Annotated in this window: 17 protein-coding genes; 7 read left to right on the forward strand and 10 right to left on the reverse strand. The window is 38.6% G+C overall.

The window, feature by feature from the left end; translation table 11 throughout:
- The first annotated feature begins 261 nt into the window (after positions 1 to 261).
- The 5 genes from Q4575_RS11835 to Q4575_RS11855 all read left to right on the forward strand — a co-directional run bounded on the left by Q4575_RS11835 (position 262) and on the right by Q4575_RS11855 (position 8,424).
- Positions 262 to 1,983, forward strand: coding sequence for a cytosine permease (locus Q4575_RS11835; protein ID WP_215962369.1), 1,722 nt, complete (start codon positions 262 to 264; stop codon positions 1,981 to 1,983).
- 28 nt (positions 1,984 to 2,011) lie between these two features.
- On the forward strand, positions 2,012 to 3,535 hold the full coding sequence (locus tag Q4575_RS11840) for a mannitol dehydrogenase family protein (protein ID WP_215962368.1): 1,524 nt from the start codon (positions 2,012 to 2,014) through the stop codon (positions 3,533 to 3,535).
- A gap of 3 nt (positions 3,536 to 3,538) precedes the next feature.
- Positions 3,539 to 4,456, forward strand: coding sequence for a carbohydrate kinase (locus Q4575_RS11845; protein ID WP_215962367.1), 918 nt, complete (start codon positions 3,539 to 3,541; stop codon positions 4,454 to 4,456).
- A 283-nt stretch (positions 4,457 to 4,739) separates the two neighbouring features.
- Positions 4,740 to 7,229, forward strand: a complete 2,490-nt coding sequence (locus tag Q4575_RS11850) for a hypothetical protein (RefSeq protein WP_303523055.1) — start codon at positions 4,740 to 4,742, stop codon at positions 7,227 to 7,229.
- A gap of 1 nt (position 7,230) precedes the next feature.
- A complete protein-coding gene (locus tag Q4575_RS11855) occupies positions 7,231 to 8,424 on the forward strand; it encodes a glycosyltransferase (RefSeq protein ID WP_215962365.1) in 1,194 nt (397 codons plus the stop codon).
- 53 nt (positions 8,425 to 8,477) lie between these two features.
- On the opposite strand, the gene Q4575_RS11860 is transcribed toward Q4575_RS11855, so the two are convergent.
- From Q4575_RS11860 to Q4575_RS11875, 4 genes are all read right to left on the reverse strand, one after another.
- Positions 8,478 to 9,476 (reverse strand): PEP-CTERM sorting domain-containing protein, encoded by a 999-nt coding sequence (locus tag Q4575_RS11860; protein ID WP_303523056.1) that lies wholly within the window; start codon positions 9,474 to 9,476, stop codon positions 8,478 to 8,480.
- A gap of 288 nt (positions 9,477 to 9,764) precedes the next feature.
- Entirely contained in the window at positions 9,765 to 13,802 is a 4,038-nt protein-coding gene (gene hrpA, locus Q4575_RS11865; protein WP_303523089.1) for an ATP-dependent RNA helicase HrpA, read from the reverse strand.
- A gap of 170 nt (positions 13,803 to 13,972) precedes the next feature.
- Entirely contained in the window at positions 13,973 to 14,404 is a 432-nt protein-coding gene (locus Q4575_RS11870) for a CBS domain-containing protein (RefSeq protein ID WP_215962363.1), read from the reverse strand.
- Between the two features lie 143 nt (positions 14,405 to 14,547).
- Entirely contained in the window at positions 14,548 to 15,543 is a 996-nt protein-coding gene (locus Q4575_RS11875; protein WP_303523057.1) for an isoaspartyl peptidase/L-asparaginase family protein, read from the reverse strand.
- Between the two features lie 156 nt (positions 15,544 to 15,699).
- Here Q4575_RS11875 and Q4575_RS11880 point away from each other — a divergent pair, with 156 nt between their 5' ends.
- The gene (locus tag Q4575_RS11880) at positions 15,700 to 16,320 is read left to right on the forward strand and encodes a LysE family translocator (protein WP_303523058.1); all 621 of its coding nucleotides are present in this window, start codon (positions 15,700 to 15,702) and stop codon (positions 16,318 to 16,320) included.
- 11 nt (positions 16,321 to 16,331) lie between these two features.
- Positions 16,332 to 17,759, forward strand: coding sequence for an exodeoxyribonuclease I (gene sbcB, locus Q4575_RS11885; RefSeq protein ID WP_215962360.1), 1,428 nt, complete (start codon positions 16,332 to 16,334; stop codon positions 17,757 to 17,759).
- Positions 17,760 to 17,977: 218 nt separating this feature from the next.
- On the opposite strand, the gene Q4575_RS11890 is transcribed toward sbcB, so the two are convergent.
- From Q4575_RS11890 to pyrD, 6 genes are all read right to left on the reverse strand, one after another.
- Positions 17,978 to 18,535, reverse strand: coding sequence for a GNAT family N-acetyltransferase (locus Q4575_RS11890; RefSeq protein ID WP_303523059.1), 558 nt, complete (start codon positions 18,533 to 18,535; stop codon positions 17,978 to 17,980).
- Positions 18,536 to 18,594: 59 nt separating this feature from the next.
- A complete protein-coding gene (locus tag Q4575_RS11895; RefSeq protein ID WP_303523060.1) occupies positions 18,595 to 18,879 on the reverse strand; it encodes a hypothetical protein in 285 nt (94 codons plus the stop codon).
- A 225-nt stretch (positions 18,880 to 19,104) separates the two neighbouring features.
- Entirely contained in the window at positions 19,105 to 19,764 is a 660-nt protein-coding gene (locus Q4575_RS11900; protein ID WP_303523061.1) for a hypothetical protein, read from the reverse strand.
- A 25-nt stretch (positions 19,765 to 19,789) separates the two neighbouring features.
- Entirely contained in the window at positions 19,790 to 21,001 is a 1,212-nt protein-coding gene (locus Q4575_RS11905; protein ID WP_303523062.1) for a phosphopentomutase, read from the reverse strand.
- The gene (locus Q4575_RS11910; RefSeq protein WP_215962355.1) at positions 20,998 to 21,534 is read right to left on the reverse strand and encodes a cell division protein ZapC domain-containing protein; all 537 of its coding nucleotides are present in this window, start codon (positions 21,532 to 21,534) and stop codon (positions 20,998 to 21,000) included. The genes Q4575_RS11905 and Q4575_RS11910 overlap by 4 nt, the downstream gene beginning before the upstream one ends.
- A gap of 73 nt (positions 21,535 to 21,607) precedes the next feature.
- Complete coding sequence (pyrD, locus tag Q4575_RS11915) at positions 21,608 to 22,615, reverse strand: quinone-dependent dihydroorotate dehydrogenase (RefSeq protein WP_215962354.1); 1,008 nt, start codon at positions 22,613 to 22,615, stop codon at positions 21,608 to 21,610.
- Positions 22,616 to 22,666 lie beyond the last annotated feature (51 nt).

Below are 22,666 nucleotides of genomic sequence, written 5' to 3' on the forward strand. Positions count from 1 at the left end.
CGCTAAAAATCGATTTTTAGTCGATTTACCCCCCTTACCTCGATTTTTACTACATTGAAAATATTGATGTTTTTAAATTTAATCTATTTAAAATCAAAAAACAGCGTGTTTTTTAAACACTTTATATTGACATCCAACCCCAATAAAGGGATTATGCCCACAAAAGGGGCATTTGCCCACAAAAGGGTCGTTACAAAAAAAATATATAATGCATCTAATGAAAATTCATACGGTGTAATACTAATAAAACAGGAAACTACCATGACTGAAAATCAACAAGGTCAAACATTTGAGGATGTAAATGAGGAGCAACTCCCTGTTGCTGATAATAAACTTCACGGTTGGAAACATTTTGCTGGTATTTATGCCGGAGAGCATGTTGCCGCAACAGAATTTGTTATCGGTGCGACATTTGTTGCTCTTGGCGCTGCAACAAGCGATATATTACTCGGTTTATTAATCGGTAATTTACTTGCTATGTGTTCATGGTGGTTACTAACTGCACCAATTGCAGTAGAAACACGCCTAAGTCTTTATAATTACCTAAATAAAATTGCAGGTAATTCAATGACAAAGCTCTACAATTGGGCAAATGTCATTATATTCAGTGTAATTTCCGCTGCCATGATCACGGTTTCCTCAACTGCAGTACGGTTTTTATTTGATATCCCTGCTCAACTAAATTGGTACCCCAATAGTTTTGCATTTGTCCTCATCGTCCTTGCGGTTGGCTCAATTGTCGTCGCTGTTGCCATGTATGGGTTTTCAACCGTGGCGGACTTTTCTAAAATATGTGCACCTTGGTTATTCGCCATATTTATCGCAGGCTCATTTGCTTTATTTCCAGAACTATCAAACCACGTATTAGGTGTCACGTCACTTAGCGGTTGGCAGGACTTCATGACCATTGGAGATTCCTCAATTTGGACAGGGACCAATGCGGAAGGTGAAAAAGGCATTGGCCTATTAGAAGTCATCGGTTTTGCCTGGGCCGCTAATTCCATCACCCATTTTGGTCTAATTGATATGGCGATTTTTCGATTTGCTAAACGTAAAAGTTACGGCTTATTCTCTGGTGTAGGGATGTTTTTTGGCCACTATTTAGCATGGATTTCGGCAGGTATTATGGGCGCTGGCGCTGCGGTACTGCTTAAAACCACTATCTCATCACTTGATCCAGGCGATGTTGCCTATCATGCACTTGGTTGGACTGGTTTTGTTATTATAATAATCGCCGGTTGGACGACTGCAAATGCCAATTTATATCGTGCTGGTTTGGCCGCACAATCTATATTTGTGAACCATACTCGCGAGCGCACAACAGCAATCGTAGGCATAGTGACCGTTATTATAGCGTGTTTCCCGTTTGTTTTTTCTCAGATGTTGCCACTGTTAACGTACGCAGGGCTTATTGTTGTACCAGTTGGCGGTATCGTTTTTGCCGAACACGTATTATTTCCAAAAATTGGATTAACACGCTACTGGGCAAAATATAAAAATATTTCACGAAGTATTCCGGCCATAGCGTCATGGGCTTCTGCACTAATATTTGGTTTTGGTTTAAATGCCCTAGACGTTATGTCCTTCTACTACCTATTTATCCCAACGTGGATATTCACTATCATCCTTTACACTGTATTAGCCAAAAAATATGGCGCAGATGAAGACTACACTCAACAAATTATTGACGAAAAATCAAACCAAGTTGCTATCAAGAAGTTCCAGGCGGATCAATGTAAAAACCTGCCTGATTTTATCGTCGACAAATCCAAGTTAAGTAAAATACTTAATGCGGTTTCATTAACCTCGTTAGTAATAATACTTGTCTTTGCAACTCAAGTTATGTTTTTCAGTGACACTATGAGTGTCTATAAACTTAATAAATCACAATTTGAGATAGCCTGCTTTTTATGTACGTTGACTTATTTTGCCAGTGCCTACTGGTCATTAAAACGCCAAAAAGCATTAAATTCAGCAGCATAATTAAATTTTGATTTAGTAAGGTTTCACCATGACACAATTACAGAAAGTACAAGCACAGGTTAATGATTTAAACCAATTTAACGTCGCAACTCTGCCCGCTACTATTGACGTGCCAACCTACGACCGAAGTAAAGTAAAAGCAGGTATTGTTCATATCGGCGTTGGCGGGTTTCACCGCGCTCATCAAGCAGCATATATTAACGAATTATTAAAGCAGCCAGGTAATGAACAATGGGGAATATGTGGCGTTGGTTTGCTCGAAGCAAATCGAGGGTTACGCGACGTCCTGCAAAAACAAGACAACCTATACACAGTTACCATACGTCATCCAAATGGACAAATAGATAATACAGTTATTGGTTCGATGGTGGAGTTTTTATTTGCTCTCGATGACAAACAAGCCGTCATTGAAAAAATGGCGCATAGTGATACCAAAATAGTGTCGCTTACCATTACGGAAGGCGGATATAACTTTCACCCATCAACGGGTGAATTTGATTACACGAACCCAGATATTATGCACGATATTGCTAACCCAAATGATCCAATTACGGCTTTTGGTTATTTAACAGCTGCTCTCAAACAACGTAAAGAAGCAGGATTACCGGCGTTTACCGTACAATCATGCGATAACATTCAACATAATGGCCATGTGACACGAAAAATGTTGCTGGCATTTGCTGATAAACAAGATGTGGAATTAGCTAATTGGATCAAACAAAACGTGGCATTTCCAAATGCCATGGTTGACCGTATTACGCCAATATCTAAACAATCTGACATTGATTATGTAGTACAAGCCTATGGTGTCGCTGACGGCTGGCCAATCACGTGTGAGTCTTTTGCTCAATGGGTAATTGAGGATAACTTTAGTAACGGACGTCCCAATTTAGAAAACGTAGGCGCCCAGTTAGTAAAAGATGTTACCCCATACGAAAAAATGAAAATAAGACTTCTAAATGCCGGCCATTCTGTACTTGGCTTATTGGGATCCATTCATGGCTATTCGACAATTGACGAAACCGTTTCTGATCCTTTATTTGCAAAATACCTACGCTCTTTTATGGATTTAGAAGTAAGTCACCTTTTAGAGCAATTAGACGGTATCGATTTAGAACAGTACAAAGATACACTACTTGACCGTTTTTCAAATCCAAACATTAAAGATAGTTTGACCCGGATCTGTTCAGAAAGCTCGGCAAAATTACCAAAATTTTTAATCGCGAGTATCAACGAAAACCTCGCATTAAACCGCGACGTCTCATTGGCAACGTTAGTTGTAGCCGCCTGGTGTCTTTATAGTGACAAGGGGGTAGACGAACAAGGTCAAGCCCTAGAAATACAAGATGTTATGGCAAAAGAGTTAAAGCAATTTGCGCAAAAAACAGCAAATAATACATTGTCATTCATCGAACTAAATAGCATATTTGGCTATCTACCTCAAAGCCAACAATTTGTCGATGGTTATACAAAAGCAATCAAAGCACTATATGAACCAAACAGTAAGATTTCGCATTTAATGGCTGCAACTCTCGAAACAAAAGAGCATTAAATTATGAGTATATTAATAAACCATAAACCAACAAATGATATTCGTGTGAGTTGTTTTGGCGAGGTACTTTGGGATTGCTTCGACACCGGCAAACGGCTCGGTGGTGCACCGTTAAATATGTGTGTCAGGATCAATTCGTTAGGAATAAAAGCGGATATGATTAGTGCTGTCGGAAACGACGTTCTAGGTAATGAACTGCTTAGTGAAATAAAAGACAAAAATGTGAGTTGTGACTATATTGCCATAAATGACAATAAAAAAACCAGCACTGTCGAAGTCACGCTCGATAGCAGTGGCTCAGCAAGTTATAACATTGTTGCTGATGTTGCCTGGGACAATATTGAACTAACAACAAGTCTTCTGGACAAAGTTGCAGCGTCTGATGTATTTGTTTTTGGGAGTTTAATTGGGCGTAGTACTACATCATTATCAACTTTAAAATCACTAATAGATGTTGCTAATTTTAAAGTATTTGATGTTAATTTACGTGCACCTCATTACCAACTCGACACATTAATCGAGTTAATGACACAGGCGGATTTTATTAAGTTAAATGATGATGAGTTATATGAGATAGCCAAAGCAATGGGGTGTAAATATCATTCTCTGGAACAAAACCTCGCGTTTATTGCTCAACAAACAAATACCAACTACCTATGTGTTACAAAGGGCAGCCATGGCGCACTTCTAACCGTAAAAGGTGCTAATTATTACAATTCTGGGTATTTAATTAGCGTGGTTGACACAGTCGGCGCCGGAGACTCCTTTTTAGGTTCGCTTATTTACCAACTATGTAACACAGACAATGCGCAATATGCGGTTGACTTTGCCTGTGCAGTTGGCGCAATGGTTGCGCAAAACCATGGGGCAACACCAACACTTACCCATCAGCAGATTAGCGAATTTATGAACCCACTATAAGTTTGATTTTCTACGCATCTAAGTTGTGTTAACTCAGCAGCTTAGATGCATTTAACAAGTCTAACGCCTCAAGTTTGGTCAATAAACATAAACATCCTAATTGATATAATTCATCTACCACTTCATCGGGTAACGGTTTACTTATTTAAAACAAATAAATCAATAATTCTGCAAGAGAAATTGACAGCCCTAGATGATAATTTTTATTCAAAAATGAAGACGACAAAATTGACAATAGAAAGTCTAACGCCCATATTAAACTAAAAACATATGGGTTTATAAAATGAACAATAACAAGGTTGTTAGCTCCATTTTAGTTAGTTGTTTTCTGCTATTAACGGTTTCCTGCGAACAGCAGTTAAGTGAAGATGAATACGTCCAGAAAATTCATCAAAACACCCAATCCAATGATTACCATACCGCATTAATTAATACTAAAAATGCCTTACAAAAATACCCTCATAGTGAAGAAGTAAGACTAGAAGCAGGACGATTCTATTACCAAATCGGCTACTTTATTCAGGCCGAAAGATTCTTAAAACCGGCTGTTTCAGCTACGCCGAGAAATATCGATGACCTTGATAAATATTTTGAATCTTTGTTATATCTAAATAAATTGAAACAGCTTAAGCTCGATTTAGCTAAAACTGAATTAACCGATATTATTAAAAGTTATAAAGCACGACTAATGTTGCGGCAAGAACAACATGATACGGCAACTGAATTGCTGTCTGAAGTGAAGGACACGTCATTAATTAGTTTTCAATTGGCCTTATATGAATCTAAATTTAACTTTCTTAAGCCGCCAAGTCCGTCACAAAAACATCATCGACAATCACCATTTAAATTAAGGCAAAATGCCCTAATCTATTTACAAAACTTGGATACTAAAATTACACAGGAGCCACGTTTTCAGCTGATCACCGCCCTAATTTTATCGGACGTGGGGAAACATCAACAAGCATTAGACATTTTGACAAAACTAAATAAAAACCGCCCCGACCTGCCAAACATACATGTGTATATTGTTCAAACAAGCTTACAACTTGAAAACGTTGATCTGGCTAAACAGCATATTTCACTCGCAAGAAACGCAGGTGACAAGCGACCAATAATCGATCAATTCGAAGCGATATTAGCTTATCAAAACAATGATTTCGAAAAATCTCAATTGCTCGCACTTAGGGCATTACAAAATGGTTTAACGTCAAAAGCAAATCGAATTGTCGCGGGTGTCAGTGCATTTAGAAATAAACGTTATGAAATTGCCTTCAACACACTATCACCTATTTCAGAACAGTTATCCCCTAAAGATCCCGTGCTAAGAATTCTCACGTTATTGGAGTTACGCGAGAGTAAGCTAGACAATGCACTTCAGTATTTTGAAAAAATGAGCTTGGACGATATTTCAGATATAAAAATAGCGAGTTATCTTATTAACAATATCGATCCCGAACGTGACCCTGATGTTATTCAAGAATTACAAAACCAACTTAAAGAAAAGATTGAATCCTCGATTACTCAAAAAAAAGCGACGTTGCTTTATACTCAGCTAGCTAAATCCTACCCTGCTGAAAACAAAAGTACATATGCCAAAGCATTTCGTATTTTGGAAAAGCTAAACGACAACCAGTTACGGGCTGAAGCGATAAAAGAAGCTAAAGAATGGGATCAAACTACATCTAATAGTGGCATATCAGCTACCGTGTATGCGCTCTCTATTTGGATCAATAATCAGAATGAAAAAGCAAACCTGTTATTTGATGCGCTACTAAGAACTAATAAAAAAAACCTCATCGCACTTAGTTTCAAATTACAATATGAGTTTGCAGCCAACAACTGGCTGAATGTAGTGACACTCGGCAAGGCTTTGTTAACATTAGATAAAAGCCAGTCGTCGCCGTTACTCTTGATGTTACGTTCTGCTAACCAATTAGCTATTGAAGAAAAAAATGACCTCCTAATTTTTGTTAAAAATCTAGTTGAGAATTCACAAAACACTAATTTTGAACTGGTCTATATTGCGTATTTGCGATCCAATAACCAATGGCAAAACTTAGATACATTTTTAAGTGAAAAATCAAACCGTGCTAATTGGCAAATTTTTCATTGGCAGATATATATTGAAACAGCGACACGCTCACAAGATTGGTTGTTGGCAGAACAACGAATAGAAAATGCACTGGAGTTATTTAACAACACTACAGAACTGAAACTACTTCAAGTGCAAAATTTAATTCGTCAACAAAAACTCAAGCATGCAAAAGAAAAATTAGCGTTAATTGACGCGAAAAGCCCATTGCTACCACTATACTATGAGCTAAGTGGCAATATTGACGTTTTTGAAAAGCACTACGACTCGGCTAAACAACACTATTTACAGTCTTTCGAGCTTTCACCGCATCCAGAAATTTTATTTAAACTATTTAAATTGGCTACTATCACACAAGATTACGACGATGCCATTGATGCAACAACACGTTATTTTGCACAAGCACCTAATGAAGTCACCCTTCGAATCGATGCTTTTAATTGGTATGCATCAACCCACCCAAAGCAGGCTTTAACTTTTGTTGACCTCCCTTTATTGCAAAAATTGATCGAAGATAATTGGCAACTCAGTAACAATATCGCCTGGTATTACCACGAAATTGGTAACCAATCGAAAGCTAAATACTTTATTGAACTCGCCATCAAATCACAACCAAACAATAAAGGTGTGATAGATACGTATCAGAAAATCCATTCTAATAATGAAACTGGAAAACCATAATATGAAACATCTTGTATTTTGTTGGGAATATGGGGCGGGATACGGCCATATCGCAGGTTTTATACCCATCGCAAAATATCTTAAAAGTGCAGGCGTTAAGGTATCTTGGATTTTAAAACATTTAGATCATGCACATTTAATTAGGGAAAATGGTTTTGAAGACGAATGGATCCTACAAGCTCCTATCGCTAAAAATACCAACGCCACCAAACAACAAACAGTCAATTATTCACAAATAATGACATTTTTGGGCTTTTCTAACGAACAAGCCTGTTTAAATTTGGTGTCATCCTGGCGCGATTCACTGCAATTATTGAATGCTGATATGATTGTTGCAGACCACGCACCTGCAGCAATCATTGCTTCACAGACGCTAAATATAAAACGGTGTATGATAGGAACCGGATTTTTCTCACCGCCGCGTGTAGACAAAACCCCGGCTTTCAGTCTTTTTAATAATGTTCCCGAGAATAAAATAGCCGAACTTGATAATTATTTAGTCAAAGTCGCAAACTACACCCTAACCCATTTTAAACAACAACCGATTACAAAAGTTGCAGAGTTATTTAGCGTAGAAGAAGACTTTTTATGTACGTTTCCAGAACTCGATCATTATACCAACCGAAAGAACCAAGAGTATTGGGGAGCGCGTTTTTCTTCGAGCATGGGTAAAAAAATAGACTTCACTTCGGACAAGTTTAAGATATTTGTTTATATACACTCGAATATGAGAGATTTTGAACAACTGTTAACGGCATTAAATAATATAGAAGCCGAAACCATACTACATGTCCCGAAATTAAATGTAGAACGAGCATCACTTCAATTCACAAACCTTACGTTTAGTCCTGAACCAATTGAAATGGATCATGTTTTAAATCAAGTAGACCTTGCTATATGTAATGCAGGCCATGGTACTGTTGCTGCCGTTTTATTGGCTGGTAAACGGCTTCTTTTGGTGCCAAATCAGCTAGAGCAGCGGATCCTCACGCAAAGACTTATTCAGCAAGGATTAGCTGCTACTTTTTACTCAAGTAATAGGCAAGTTGATTTTGAGACGACTCTTAAACAAATGATGTTAGATTCAAAAATTCAAGCTAATGTTCAAAATTTTCAAAATTTGTACTGGGGTTATGACAGCAAAGATCAGGCTAAAGCAATCGCAGATTGTTGCTTAGACATTTTGGCTGAATAAAAAATGGAGCCTCATAGCTCCATTTTTTGTTTTACTTGATTGATAACATTAATTTACTTTGTTTTTTTGTCTTTTCTACGGCGTATAAACGCTAGTCCTGCTAACCCTAAACCGAGTAAATACGGCGTATTAGGCTCTGATACAGCGTTACTGCCAATGTTGAACGAGTCTGGTGTCATAGTTGGTACGTTATTACCATTAAAATCAAACGGGTCACCAAACTGAGCGTAAGCAGATAGGTTTTGGGCAAAACAATCAATACCTCCACCGTAATCACCATACTCACCATACTCACTAACATCAATATCAACACCATTTTCGCCATAATCACCATAGCCATCACCGTAACCATATCCGTCATAGCAATCGTCAAGTAACGGTAAATTACTTACAGTATGCGTTTCAATCATATATTCGATGGTGAAAGAAGTGCCTGCGCCAATAACCCCCAGGCCTAACGTGTCTGTATGAGCACCCCAATAATAGTTGCTGTCACCTCCATAGGAGCCAAGTACTGTTCCGCCAGTCGTAAAATCAAGACCTACGTTATTTTTTGTTAAAGTAGCGGTACTTGACCAAATATCATCTCCGTTAAATTTAATTCCAGCATTATATTCTGCTGTTATAAACTCGCCTAGGCCAATTGGAACTTCCGAGAAGAAGTCTTCGTAAATAGATAAACTGCCTTGATTCACAGTAAAAGTAAAATCGATAAATTGATCAAAGGCAGTGTCATTAGTGACCGTAACGGTTTGAGTAACATTTGAGGTATTATCGAATGTTCCCCCAGTTCCGTAACTCGTAGAGTAGATCCAACCAGTATCATCCCCCTTTGCATTAGCGGAGCTTTGCGCATAATAACCACCTAAATTATTGCTTGCAGAAGCGTAATTAGGATCGGAATCCGTATCGACGTCTGTTGTTCCATTAAGTTCTACGTTGGTATTTGCGTCAATTTGAAATGAAACGGGAAAAGCATAACTTGGAGCGATATTGGAACCTAGAGCAGCCGCCACTGCTATAGCTAGAATTTTTTTGTTGATTGTTTTCATAACTAAGTTTCCATCTTTTTACAAGAAAGTTGTGTTTAGTTTTTAACCAAGCATTAAATGTTCCGTTTTTTTAATTCGACAAATAAACAACAACTTACAAAATTAAAATTATGGCGCTATTGAAAAGTGTAAAAAATACTGACAACTCATGAGGGAATATTGTTAAAATTTTGAAAAATTACTGTTCGCAGGAACTTGATATGAAATCGATTGGGCTTTAATAAAAAAAATGGCCGACACTATTTAGCATAAACTAAATGTTGTCAGCCATTCACAGGCGATTGTTTGTTATAGTTCGGAAATGTACTCCGAAACGGCTTGTTTTATGCGCTTAGTCGATATCGGGAATTTTGTGCCAAGTTGTTGGGCAAACATTGATACTCGCAATTCTTCTATCATCCAATAAATTTCACGCAATTTCTCGGGCATCGGCATGCCCTTCTGAACCTTTTCGATTTGTTTATCATAAAGATCATAAACCTTGTCCAATTCAATTTGGTTGAACCTGTCTTTTGTCGCATCTACTTTCAACTTTTCCATCCGTTTTTCTAATGCTGCGACATAACGTTTAATATCGGGAAGCCGTTCAACCCCACATTCACTGACAAAACCTTTAAAAATCAGTGAATCTAAATGTGCTTTGATATACGACGTGGATTGGATCATATCAAACGACACTTTGCCTTTTAGTTGTTTAGACACTCGGTGCCCAATCAGCAAAATTTGTTCAACTTGCTGAGCTACGCTTAAAACTTTTTCGTTTAAATCACCGCGTAACATCTCCCTAAAATCATCAAACTGCGACTTAGTGCGCGGAACATTATCTTTTAGTTCAACATCTATTGTGGCCCGAATACAATCCTCAATTAACTGTTCAATTTTGCCAAATGGATTAAAATACAATACCAACTTAGATTTATTAGGCAGTTTCTGCTGTAGATGTTTAATTGGGGAAGGCAACGTTTTAATTAATAATTCTACAACACCTCGTCGATGTTCGGTTTGCGCAACCACTTCATTTTCTAATAATTCAATATTGATTCTTTTTCCCGCCTTAACCAGCGCTGGATAGGCTTTAACCTGATAGTTGCCGGCTTTTTTGACAAAACTTTGAGGCAAATTATCAAATGTCCAATCTTCTACATTTTGTTGTTCTATACCCGTATCAACAGCTTGCTTGATTGTGTGTTTAATTTGCCCCTGTAAAGTGGATTTTAATACGCCTAAATCAAACCCCTGTTCAATAACTTTGTCATTTTCATCAACCACTCGAAAATTAATTTTTAGATGACTCGGCAATCTGACATTTTGCCAATCATCCAAATTAATTCGAGTACCAGTCATTCTAAACAACGCCTCGGCAACAACGTCTAAAAATCGATTATCAGGCGTTATGTTTTTATCCGAAATACGCTGTAAAACTGCATCGGCAAAGTTTGGCGCGGGGACAAAATTACGTCTAGTTTGTTTAGGCAACGCTTTAATTAGCGCGATGATCAATTCGTGTCTATGTGGAGCAATATGCCAATCGAAGGCCAGATCGTCGATTTGATTTAACAATGGCAAAGGGATCCGGACTGAAATGCCATCCGCATAATCTTGACCCGGTTCAAAATCATAATCAATTGGCAATTGTAAATTGCCCTGGCGCCAAAAATCTGGATACGCAGCAAGACTCGGAGCAGTCTCTTCACTCAATAAAAAGTCTTTAACGGTCGCCTTAATTTTAGCCACGTCAGCCTTTTTCAACCATTTTAGTAAGGTTGCGCGGCTAACGACCTCTGCTCCTAAACTCTTATCATAAAAATGATGAATTTCACTCTCTTCAACTAACAAATCTCGTCGACGCGATTTGTTCTCTAATCGTTGGATTTCATCAATTATGTTTTGATTATGCTCAATAAAGTCAATTTTAGGACCGACCTTGCCGTAAACTAACGCCTCACGAATAAAAATTTGACGAGTTTCTACTGGGTCGATTTTGCTGTATTGCACTTTACGTTTTGGCACAATTACGAGGCCATAAAGTGTCACTTTTTCATAGGCAAGAACTGCGCCTTGCTTTTCATCCCAATGAGGCTCTGAATAGCTACGATTAACCACGTGCATCGCAAGGGGTTCAATCCATTGAGGTTCAATTTTTGCCACGTAACGTGCAAACAATCGACTTGTCTCTACCAACTCCGCTGCAATAATCCATCGTGCTGATGTCTTAAATAAATGACTCCCTGGAAAAACATGGAACTCGCTGTTTCTCGCGCCAATAAACCCGACTGGTCCTTGTTTTTTGCTGTCTTTATCTTTATGTTTATTTTGCTGATCTTTTGGTGGCTTATAGCCAATATGACTTAATAATCCCGATAGTAATGCCGTGTGGATCCCCTGATAATCGCGTTCAACCGCTGGAATATCATCCAACTCACTGTCGTGGCTAACCGCCTCTTCTACTTCTGGTTTCGTTTTTACTTTAAAACCAATTTCAGCCACGCTTTGTTCAATTTGATAAACCAAATCTTGCCATTCTCGAATACGCATATAATTGAGAAACTCATCTTTACACATTTTTCTAAATTGGCTTCTTGAAAGACTTTGCTGACTCGTTATCAAATAATCCCAAAGATTCAAAAACGCGACATAGTCAGAGTCTTTATCCTTAAATCGAGCATGGAATTCATCTGATTTTTGCTGTTTATCCGACGGACGTTCTCGCGGATCTTGGATACTTAATACCGCAACAATGACTATGATCTCGTGCAAAATATTGGATTTCCCTGCTGCCAAGACCATTTTTGCTAAACGTGGGTCAACCGGTATTCGACTCAACATTCTCCCCGATTCGGTGAGTTTCAATTTGCCTTTAGGTTGATTTCGTTTACGTTTAGCCTGTGTTGGCGCATTATTGGCGATTGCACCAAGCTCTTCGAGTAATCTCACCCCATCATTAATAAAACGTCCATCTGGTCGTTCAATTAATGGAAATTGCTCTAGGTCACCTAAATTTAATGACAACATCTGTAAAATAACGGAAGCCAAATTTGTCCGCAAAATTTCAGGAGTGGTAAATTCTGGACGACTAAGAAAGTCTTCCTCGCTATATAAACGGATACAGATACCGGCTTCTGTTCGACCACAACGACCTTTTCTTTGATTTGCACTGGCCTGCGAAATGGCTTCAATTGGCAATCGTTGTACTTTTGTTTTGTAGCTGTACCTCGATATACGAGCCGTTCCAGTATCAACAACATACTTGATGCCAGGAACCGTTAATGACGTTTCAGCGACGTTTGTGGCGAGGACAATACGGCGATTGCTATGGGAGGCAAAGATCCTATTCTGCTCAGCGGCTGACAATCGAGCATAAAGCGGTAATACTTCAGTATTCCGATAATTTTGGCGGGTCAACGCCTCAGCCGTGTCTCGAATTTCACGCTCACCATTCATAAATAGTAATATGTCGCCGCGACTTTCGCGTTCAAGTTCTTCTACGGCAGCAAATATTGCCATTATTTGTTCGTTATCTTGATACGCAGAGTCACTGTCAGACTCTATTTCATCAATTGGTCGATAACGTACTTCTACCGGATAAGTGCGCCCTGACACTTCTATAATAGGGGCATCAAAAAAGTGTTTGGAAAAGCTCTCCGGGTCTATTGTCGCTGACGTAATAATGACCTTTAGATCAGGTCTTTTTGGCAACAACTCGCGTAAATAACCTAAAATAAAATCAATATTAAGTGAACGCTCATGGGCTTCATCAATAATTATTGTATCGTATTGATTTAAAAATCGGTCACTTTGCATCTCCGCAAGCATGACACCGTCAGTCATCAATTTTATAAAAGACTCATTACTGACTTGATCATTAAATCTAACTTTATAACCGACAGCTGAGCCAAGCTCGCAGGACAATTCATCACATAAACGATTTGCAACGCTCCTTGCCGCAAGGCGCCTCGGCTGGGTATGGCCTATTTTACCGTCAATACCGCGACCTAACTCTAAACACATTTTAGGTATTTGTGTTGTTTTACCAGAGCCTGTTTCACCGGCGATGATGATCACCTGGTTGTTACAGATGGCCTTTTTAATTTCTTCTTTCTTTTGACTTACCGGAAGTTGCTCTGGGTAGTCGATTTTTAATCGTGCTAAATTTTCTTGCTTTCGCTTCTTTAAATCCGCTGAACGATTAATGTCATTTTCTAACGTCATCAGTTGTTTTGACTGCACGTCAAGGTTGGCGTTCGCTTTGATCTTTTTTAAGCGCGCTTTAAAGCGAAAATAATCTTGTTTAAGTACATGGGATAAAGAGACGGGTTCAGACACGATTTACTGCATTTCCAAAGAAAGTGGTATTGGAAGGAATTCTATCATTTTTAAACTCAAACAAAAAAGCCTCGAAGTACCTCGAGGCTAAATATATTAGGTAATTAGCAAACATAAATGGAATATTCGCGTTGATTAATTAAAACTTTTCTCTTTAAATTAACTGTTTAGCGTTAAACAAACCGAACGCCGCGGGCGTAAATTGAATGTAAGTGCAAATCTAAAGCCTTGATAATATTTGTTCGATCTATCGAACCGACCAAATGATTGTCATCGTCAACGACAGGATAAACCCGTGGCTTACTTCCCGACATATTATCTGCTACTTCTAAGATACTGTCATAGGGTTTAACGGTTAACACGTTTAATTTCATCAATTCTGATACGTTAACCGATGCCTCACCGCTGTGATAGGTACTAGACAACATGGCCTTTAAACAATCTTGTTCCGATAAAAAACCAATAACTTCTTTTAAATCATTAAGTACCGGTCCACCAGAGCTTTTAGATTGCAATAATTTTTCCACCGCTTCAACAATCGTTTCTGTGCCTTTAAAGTAAACAGGTCGATGGTTCATATGGTCTTTAACTTTTACAGATTCCATCCAGTATCCTCTTTTATAATTATTTTTCTACTCCTTTAAATTTAGCCAAAATAAAAATATTTGCGTTGTTTTAATTAAACTTTATTTAATTATTTATTAAATTATAACTTTGTCGTTACGACAAAAAATTGAAATCGGTAGATTTATTCCTCTCGATAAATCAAAACCTTGTCGACTCCGTTATTTGAACGGGCCGCTCGATACATGCCTGCGGTATTAAATGGCATATGAATGTTACCTTTCGTATCAATGATAATAACGCCGCCTGTGCCACCTACAGGTTCTAAAACGTCAAAAATAACCTCATCTCCAGCCTGTTTTATTGACTTACCTTGATAGGCCACCCGAGCACAAATATCTGAGGCAACATTAAATCGAATAAAAAATTCACCATGGCCTGTTGCTGAGACCGCACAGGACTTGTTGTCGGCAAATGTGCCAGCACCGATAATAGGAGAATCGCCAATTCTTCCCCATCTTTTAGCAGTCATGCCGCCAGTTGAGGTTCCTGCAAACAAATTACCAAATTTATCCAATGCAACGGCCCCAACCGTTCCGTACCTAAAATCTTCATTTTTTAGCCAATTGGCCGACGCTTTCATTTTTGCCTTGGCACGCTGAAGAGACTCAAAGCGACGCTTAGTATTAAAAATGGAATTGTCTATTTGTTCTAAGCCAACTGTTGTAGCGAAGTTTTCCGCCCCACTACCACTTAACATCACATGCACCGACTTATGCATAACAGCTGAGGCAAGTTCAATTGGGTGGCGTACCGTTTTAACTCCGGTTATCGCCCCCGCCATTCGTGATTTACCATCCATAACAGAGGCATCAAGTTCATGTTGACCTTCGTAGGTATAAACCGCGCCTATTCCCGCATTAAATAATGGTGAATCTTCTAATATCTTAATTACGCTTAAAACGGCTTGTTCACTGGTCCCACCGCTACTTAATATGGAATATCCACGTTGTTTCGCATCGTCTAATTTTTTTCGATATTGAGCTTCAAGTTCAGGGGTCATCGAACTTTTTAAGATTGTCCCCGCCCCACCGTGTATAGCGATAGCAAATGGCTGCGCCGCTGAAACTATATGACTGACAATTGCCAGAAAAATGATAATGAACGTTTTGATTAACATATTTTAACTTCCATTTTTATATTGCGCTGAGAATTTGGTTGATTTTAACTCACCCTAATTTTTTTATACCACTTAATGACGATGATCATAATTTTATTTTTAATGTCATCCACTTCCGTGCGACAATTACCAACTGATTATCATGCGAGTATAGCAATGACATTTATTGAATGGTTGCCATTAGCCTTTGTTTGTTTGCTTGGCGCCGCGACACCCGGACCGAGTTTAGCCATTATTTTAAATCAAACCTTTAGCCAAGGGGCTAATGCAGGCCGATTAGCCAGTATTAGCCATGCAATTGCCGTTGGAATTTATGCAGTTGGCGCCATATTGGGTTTGTCTTCTTTGTTCCAAGCAGTACCTATGCTGGCTAATATTTTAATTACACTAGGGGCGTTGTACCTTATTTATCTGGGTGTAATGTTGATACGCTCAACGAATAAGCCAGAGCCGGTTATTAATAATCATTCAGTAATGGCAAACGACGGCGTCAAACAAGCTTTTATTATTGCATTCCTTAATCCGAAGCTTGCCGTTTTCTTTTTTGCATTATTTAGTCAATTTATTCCAACTAGTGGGACGTCGATTACCACTGCGACTATTTTAGTGGGTACAGTATTATTCATCGATATGTTGTGGTATTTAGCCATAGTACAAATTGCCACAACAATTAAAAAACGAACGCAAATTAGCAATAAAAATGTGCGTCTACTGAAGCTATTTCAAGGCGGCCTCTTTATTTTAATTGCGGTAAACGCACTTATTTTTACGAACTAAAAACTGAATTTATGATGCAAGAAACATTTTATTGGTACGATTTCGAGTCATGGGGAACCAGCCCTAAAAAAGACAAACCTTCACAATTTGCAGGGATCCGCACAGACATGGATCTGAACATTATTGGCGAGCCTCTTGTCGAATACTGCCAGATACCAAACGATTATCTTCCGCACCCTGAAGCCGCATTAATTACCGGTATTACCCCGCAAACTACTTTGCAAAAAGGGTTAATTGAACCTGAATTTATAAAACGTATCCATCAAGAAATAAGCAGACCCAATACAATTAACATTGGTTATAACAATATTCGTTTTGACGACGAAATGATCCGCTACACACTCTATCGAAATTTTTATGACCCGTATGCCTATAGCTGGCAAAATGGCAATTCAAGATGGGACATTTTGGATATGGTACGAGCGTGTTACGCGCTTCGCCCAGAAGGCATAAATTGGCCAACCGATGATGAAGGTAAACCAAGTTTTCGATTAGAAAAGCTAACTGCAGCAAATGGTATCGACCACGGCAATGCCCATGATGCTTTAGCCGATGTCATCGCGACGATTGAACTAGCAAAGTTGATCAAGACCAAACAACCAAAGTTATTTCAGTTTTTGCTTGCGCATAGAAATAAACAACAATTGTCTGACATGATAGACGTTTACCGTTCAACACCTCTTGTTCATACCACAGGCATGTTCTCGGCATGGCAAGGTTGCACCTCCTGGGTGGCACCAATTGCGTTCCATCATAAAAACAAAAATGCCGTTGTGGTATATAACCTTCAACAAAACCCAGAACCTTTAACTCATCTTAGTGTTGAACAAATTGCGGAAAAGCTATATACAAAAACCGAAGATTTAGGTGGCGAAGCTCGTATTGGGTTAAAACAAGTGATGCTTAATAAATGCCCTATTTTAGCGCCTGCCAAAACATTACTACCAGAAAACGCAGAGCGGCTGGGCATCGACCGGTCTGCATGTTTAAAGCATCTAGCATTTTTGCAGAAAAACCCAGAACTTAAACAAAAACTAGCTGCGGTATTTGAAATAGAGCGAGAGTTTGAAAAAGAAACAAATCCAGAATATCGATTGTATGACGGTTTTCTAAGTGAACCTGATAAGCAACAAATGGCGATGATCCACCAACATCCAATTATAGATCACTGGAAACTTACCCCCAATTTCACTGATGACCGGTTAACTGGATTATGGCGCTTATACAAAGCGCGGTACTTTACCAATATGTTAACGCCGGAAGAACTTAACTGGTGGCAAAACTATCGAACGGACAAATTAATGAATGGTTATGACTCGCCAAATTTAACGGCCTCTGAATTCCAGCTGAGTTTGGAAAATAATTTAGAAAGTAATCAAGATAGTGACGCGGCTAAAGCGTTATTAAAAGAACTTTATTTATATGTGCAATCTATTTAAAAGTGGGTGACAAAATTGCGGTAATTTTGTTTATGTCAAAAGCACAAATATAGATACAGGTACAAAAATAGCGTTTAATTAAATGAGGTTCGTCACATCGAGCTGCGAACCTCCCCCGTTAAAATAAACAATAAATTTGGCGCTGATTCTCATTTTCTAACGCTTTTATCTTTAAACACTTTTAGTTGTCACATAACTAATATTTTAGACAGTGGTGATTAGCGCACGAGTCGCATATCGACATTATTTAAACGATTATAATCAGTATAAAATTCACCGATTTCGACAAAACCAAACTTTTTATATAAGTTGCGGGCCAATAAATTTGGCTCTTGAGTTCCGCCCATTAGCACTAAACTCCTAATTTTTGACTTGTCAAAATAGCGCAACAATGCGTCCAACCCCAGACTTGCCAGGCCCTGTCCTTGATAGTTATCGTGGATACAAGGGGCAAATACTGGATCTAATGCAAAATCGAGCTCAATACCATAACTTGAATAACGACTCCGCTCGTTGGGGTATTCATTAAAATCAACAATAAAATAACCAACAACTTGGGTTTCAGTAACGATGATAAAACGTGAAACATTGTCCACATCGATGTTTTTACAGATCACGTATTTTGCATATTCTTTATCTAGAGGATGTGGACCAAACTTTGATCGCGTTTGCGGAGAAAGCGATTCAAAAAATTCACCTAAAATTCCAGAATCATTTTTAACCAGTGAACGAAGTGTAAATGGGTAGCCTTTTGGTGAATGAATTAATACGTGCATTTATCTTCCTAAACTCTCAATTAATGTCAAAAACCCTTGAACATCTGGTTTAAAGCAAATTATGCCTTCGTCACCGAAAAGCGTAATTTACAATCAATATACTTGAGCATACGATTCACAATTTCTGGGGCCTCATGTTCCAAATTTTCAAGGTTGGTCTGCGCCGACACTAAAATATCGCATTGCTCTAATTCGATCCTTTGTCTGACATAAAAGTCATTAATGTCATCTAAGCTCATACCTGTCAAAGGGACCAAACCTACAAATCGATTTTCAACGCCCTGTGTTTCATAACTTGCCCCAATTACCTCACGCGCCAAAGTAAATGCCTGTAGTTTATTCAAACTTAAAAACCTAAAATAGGCATTTGTTTTTGTACTTGTTTTGTCCACTAAAGCCAATCCTCTCTGCATTGAAATAATGTGCTTGCCAGTTAAAACTGTTATCAAAGGTTGTTATTTTTTATCTCTTACAAAAAAACACAGTAAACGCATTTATTTACTGTGTTTTTATATTCTTATATTGATATTCGGTAATATGACTGACGGCCTATATTATCGACTAGAATTTTACTTACTCAGTTTGAATGGACCAAAATAACCGTTATCTTTGTCTTCTTTTACTTGCTCGACAATAATTTTATTGCGTGAAGTGTCCGAAGTGTAAATTTTATACGTTTGTTGCGACACTTGAGTTTCACACCAATTCGGGTAATGGGATTTGAATTCTACAAACGCTTTTTTCGAAATGGTATTGGATACTAACTTTTGGCCCATTACCAATTGATTCAAGGTTTTCATTTGGGCGGGACTGCAACGGCCTGAAATGTTTAGATTGTTGGTTTCAATACCAACTATTGCTAAAAACTTGGTCACTTCTAACTGGCTTGCATCTTGTACCCATGGACTGCCGTAATCACGACCAAAAAAATCATCACCAACGTAAAAATTTCCAACAAATCTTTCATCTCGGTACAAGGTTAAATATACATCGCCTTCAATTGTGTCTGAAAACGGCTGTTTCCAGCCTTTACTATGACTATTAATAAAACTAATAATCTGTTCAATTTGAGCCGGTGTAGAAATTAGCATTGGTTCATTTTGACTATTCCCTTCACCTGTTAACATCACTTTGATTAAATTAACGTCCTTTTGTTGTGGAGGCAGTTGTTCTTTACCTGCACAAGCGATAACCATTACGCTAATAAGTAAGCATAGTAATATTCTCATCACGATATTTATCCTTTATTTAAAATTATTTTGATATATCCGTCCAAAATGACGTTCCGTAATCCAGCTGCGCTAAACCAAATTGTTTACTCAGTGTTTGTCCCAAATCAGCAAACGTACTTCGCTCACCTAAATTAACCGCGTTTATTGAAGGCCCATAGGCAATCACAGGGACATATTCGCGGGTATGGTCCGTACCTGGCCAAGTCGGATCGCAACCATGGTCAGCTGTTATGTACAAAACATCTTGTTTGGTTAAACAGGCCAATAACTCAGGGATCCGTGAGTCAAAATACTCCAGTGCTTTGGCATATCCTACAATATCTCGACGGTGACCATAATCTTGGTCAAAGTTAACTAAATTGGTGAATATGATTGTTTGTTCTGTTGCAGTCGACTTTATTTGTTCAATTGTTTTATCAATCAAAGCTTCCAAACCTGTCGCTTTGTATTTTTCAGTGATACCTTGGTCTGCATAAATATCTGCTATTTTTCCAATACTGATCACGTCTCCGCCAGCGTCAAACAACTTATCTAATACTGTCGGTGCAGGTGGTAACACTGAAAAATCTTTACGATTTCCGGTACGTTTAAACGTGTTAACGTCCTCACCTACAAATGGTCGAGCAATTACCCGCCCGATATTGTGTTCATCTAAAACCCGTCTAGCCACCAAACAAAAGTCATATAATCGCTCTAATCCAAAATGCTCTTCATGAGCAGCAACTTGGAAAACACTGTCGACAGAGGTATAACAGATGGGCTTTAGCGTGTTGATATGTTCTTCACCAAACCAAGTTAACACATCTGTCCCCGGCGCATGGCGATTAGCCAAAATGCCATCCACGCCCGCTTCATGGCAAATTTGGTCAATAATGTGCTGCGGAAAGCTATTTTGTTTTTCTTTGAAATACCCCCATTCAAACAACACAGGTACGCCTGCCATCTCCCAATGACCACTTGGCGTATCTTTGCCTGAAGAAATTTCAGCCATATAACCATAAGAAGCAATCAGGTCGACTTCAGGTAGATTTGGGTAGGTAACATTATTGGCTTCAGCGCAAATGTTAAACATGCCCATTTTTTGTAAATTTGGAAGCTTTATCGGATCGCCGATTTTATCCATATGCTGGACGATATGGTGGAACGTATTAGCCCCTGCGTCACCGAACGCTTCTGCATCCGGCGCTTGGCCTACGCCTAAACTATCAGCGACTAAAATAATTGCTCTTGTCATAATTGGTCACCCTGTAATTTGAAATCAACGGGAGTCAATCTATCGTTATGGACTTTAATAACATGACCACGCTTAATATCTTTTGTCTCATTTAAATTATGACGTTCACTAATCAACATCACATACGAAGCATTGTCTTCAATCGTTAACACAATATAAACAGCACTGTCATAGGCACTTAGCTTGACCAACTGACGAGGTTTAATTGTTCTAGTTGGACTTTTGGCAAATCTAAAATACCAACTCTTAGCCGCCATTGGTTTGATATATAAGGTGCCGACAGTGGCAAAGATGGCAAGTTTAAAGCGCTGTTCCGCATTAAAGTCCATTTGAGAAAATAACTCACAAAAGCCACTGTAAACTTCTGCATCCGATGTCGAAAATGGCATGCCATCAGTGATTTTCTCTACCAAGCTGTCTAATTTGAAACCTGTCGGGAAGCCAATCTCTGACGACAAATGTAATATCAACTGACGATCGTTGGGAGACAAATGCCACCACCAATTAACACCGTTGTTCGCTACATTTTGCAAATGAATTTACCCTTATTAAACTCTCAATCACCAATTTAACTGACACAATTAATAAGGGCAAGTTTCTCGACAATTACAGACCCGTTACTATGTCCTTTATGAGTTTCGGACCTTGGTAAATAAAGTTGCTATAGACCTGAACCAAACTTGCGCCGGCATCCAGTTTTTCTTTAGCCGCTTCTAGTCCGTTTATGCCACCAACCCCTATAATAGGAATATCTCGATTAATTGCTCTGATCATTTTTATAACGTCGGTACTCACATCACGAACAGGGTCACCACTTAAACCACCGGCTTCGTCTGCATGTTCTAATCCAGCAACCGCTTCGCGCGACAATGTCGTATTGGTGGCAATTATGCCATCCATACCCTGTGTAACGATACAATCCACAACTTGTTCAACTGCTATTTTGTCCATATCTGGCGCAATCTTTACTAAGATAGGAACATATTTATGGTGCTCTGCTTGTAGCTCGAGTTGTCTATTTTTAACTGCCGCTAATAATACTTCGAGAGAATCACCAAACTGCAGATCTCTTAAACCTGGCGTATTCGGCGATGAAATATTTACCGTAATATAATCCGCGTATGGGTAGACTTTTTCGAGGCAAGCAACATAATCTTCATGCCCTTTCTCGTTCGGCGTATCTTTATTTTTACCGATATTAATGCCCAAAATACCTTTGTATTTTTTATTTCGAACATTTTTAATTAGGTTATCGACACCATGATTATTAAAACCCATTCGATTAATAATGGCATTTTTTTCAGTGATCCTGAACATCCGTGGTTTAGGATTACCGGGTTGGCCGACAGGTGTTACTGTACCGATTTCAATAAATCCAAATCCCATTTGTCCTAACGCATCGATACACTCACCGTTTTTATCTAACCCTGCTGCTAATCCAACAGGATTAGGGAAGGTTAAGCCTAACAACTTTACTGGTTTTTCTGGGAGATTTTGTTTCCAAACCAAAGATGCAGGTGTATTTGCAAATCGTTTCAAGTTTTTTAATGCAAATTCATGCGCCCATTCCGCGTCACGGCTGAACATAAATCTCTTGGCTAATTGGTAAAACATCAGATCCCCTTAAATATAAAAACGCCCCGAATTTCGGGGCGTAGTGTATGT

This window comes from Psychrosphaera sp. 1_MG-2023 (genome assembly GCF_030548245.1).
Classification (GTDB): domain Bacteria; phylum Pseudomonadota; class Gammaproteobacteria; order Enterobacterales; family Alteromonadaceae; genus Psychrosphaera; species Psychrosphaera algicola.

Bases quoted from the DNA above. Each gene is read 5' to 3' on its own strand.
- Q4575_RS11835 (WP_215962369.1), top strand. From the start codon at position 262: ATGACTGAAAATCAACAAGGTCAAACATTTGAGGATGTAAATGAGGAG.
- Q4575_RS11840 (WP_215962368.1), top strand. From the start codon at position 2,012: ATGACACAATTACAGAAAGTACAAGCACAGGTTAATGATTTAAACCAA.
- Q4575_RS11845 (WP_215962367.1), top strand. From the start codon at position 3,539: ATGAGTATATTAATAAACCATAAACCAACAAATGATATTCGTGTGAGT.
- Q4575_RS11850 (WP_303523055.1), top strand. From the start codon at position 4,740: ATGAACAATAACAAGGTTGTTAGCTCCATTTTAGTTAGTTGTTTTCTG.
- Q4575_RS11855 (WP_215962365.1), top strand. From the start codon at position 7,231: ATGAAACATCTTGTATTTTGTTGGGAATATGGGGCGGGATACGGCCAT.
- Q4575_RS11860 (WP_303523056.1), bottom strand. From the start codon at position 9,476: ATGAAAACAATCAACAAAAAAATTCTAGCTATAGCAGTGGCGGCTGCT.
- Q4575_RS11870 (WP_215962363.1), bottom strand. From the start codon at position 14,404: ATGGAATCTGTAAAAGTTAAAGACCATATGAACCATCGACCTGTTTAC.
- Q4575_RS11875 (WP_303523057.1), bottom strand. From the start codon at position 15,543: ATGTTAATCAAAACGTTCATTATCATTTTTCTGGCAATTGTCAGTCAT.
- Q4575_RS11880 (WP_303523058.1), top strand. From the start codon at position 15,700: ATGACATTTATTGAATGGTTGCCATTAGCCTTTGTTTGTTTGCTTGGC.
- sbcB (WP_215962360.1), top strand. From the start codon at position 16,332: ATGATGCAAGAAACATTTTATTGGTACGATTTCGAGTCATGGGGAACC.
- Q4575_RS11890 (WP_303523059.1), bottom strand. From the start codon at position 18,535: ATGCACGTATTAATTCATTCACCAAAAGGCTACCCATTTACACTTCGT.
- Q4575_RS11900 (WP_303523061.1), bottom strand. From the start codon at position 19,764: ATGAGAATATTACTATGCTTACTTATTAGCGTAATGGTTATCGCTTGT.
- Q4575_RS11905 (WP_303523062.1), bottom strand. From the start codon at position 21,001: ATGACAAGAGCAATTATTTTAGTCGCTGATAGTTTAGGCGTAGGCCAA.
- pyrD (WP_215962354.1), bottom strand. From the start codon at position 22,615: ATGTTTTACCAATTAGCCAAGAGATTTATGTTCAGCCGTGACGCGGAA.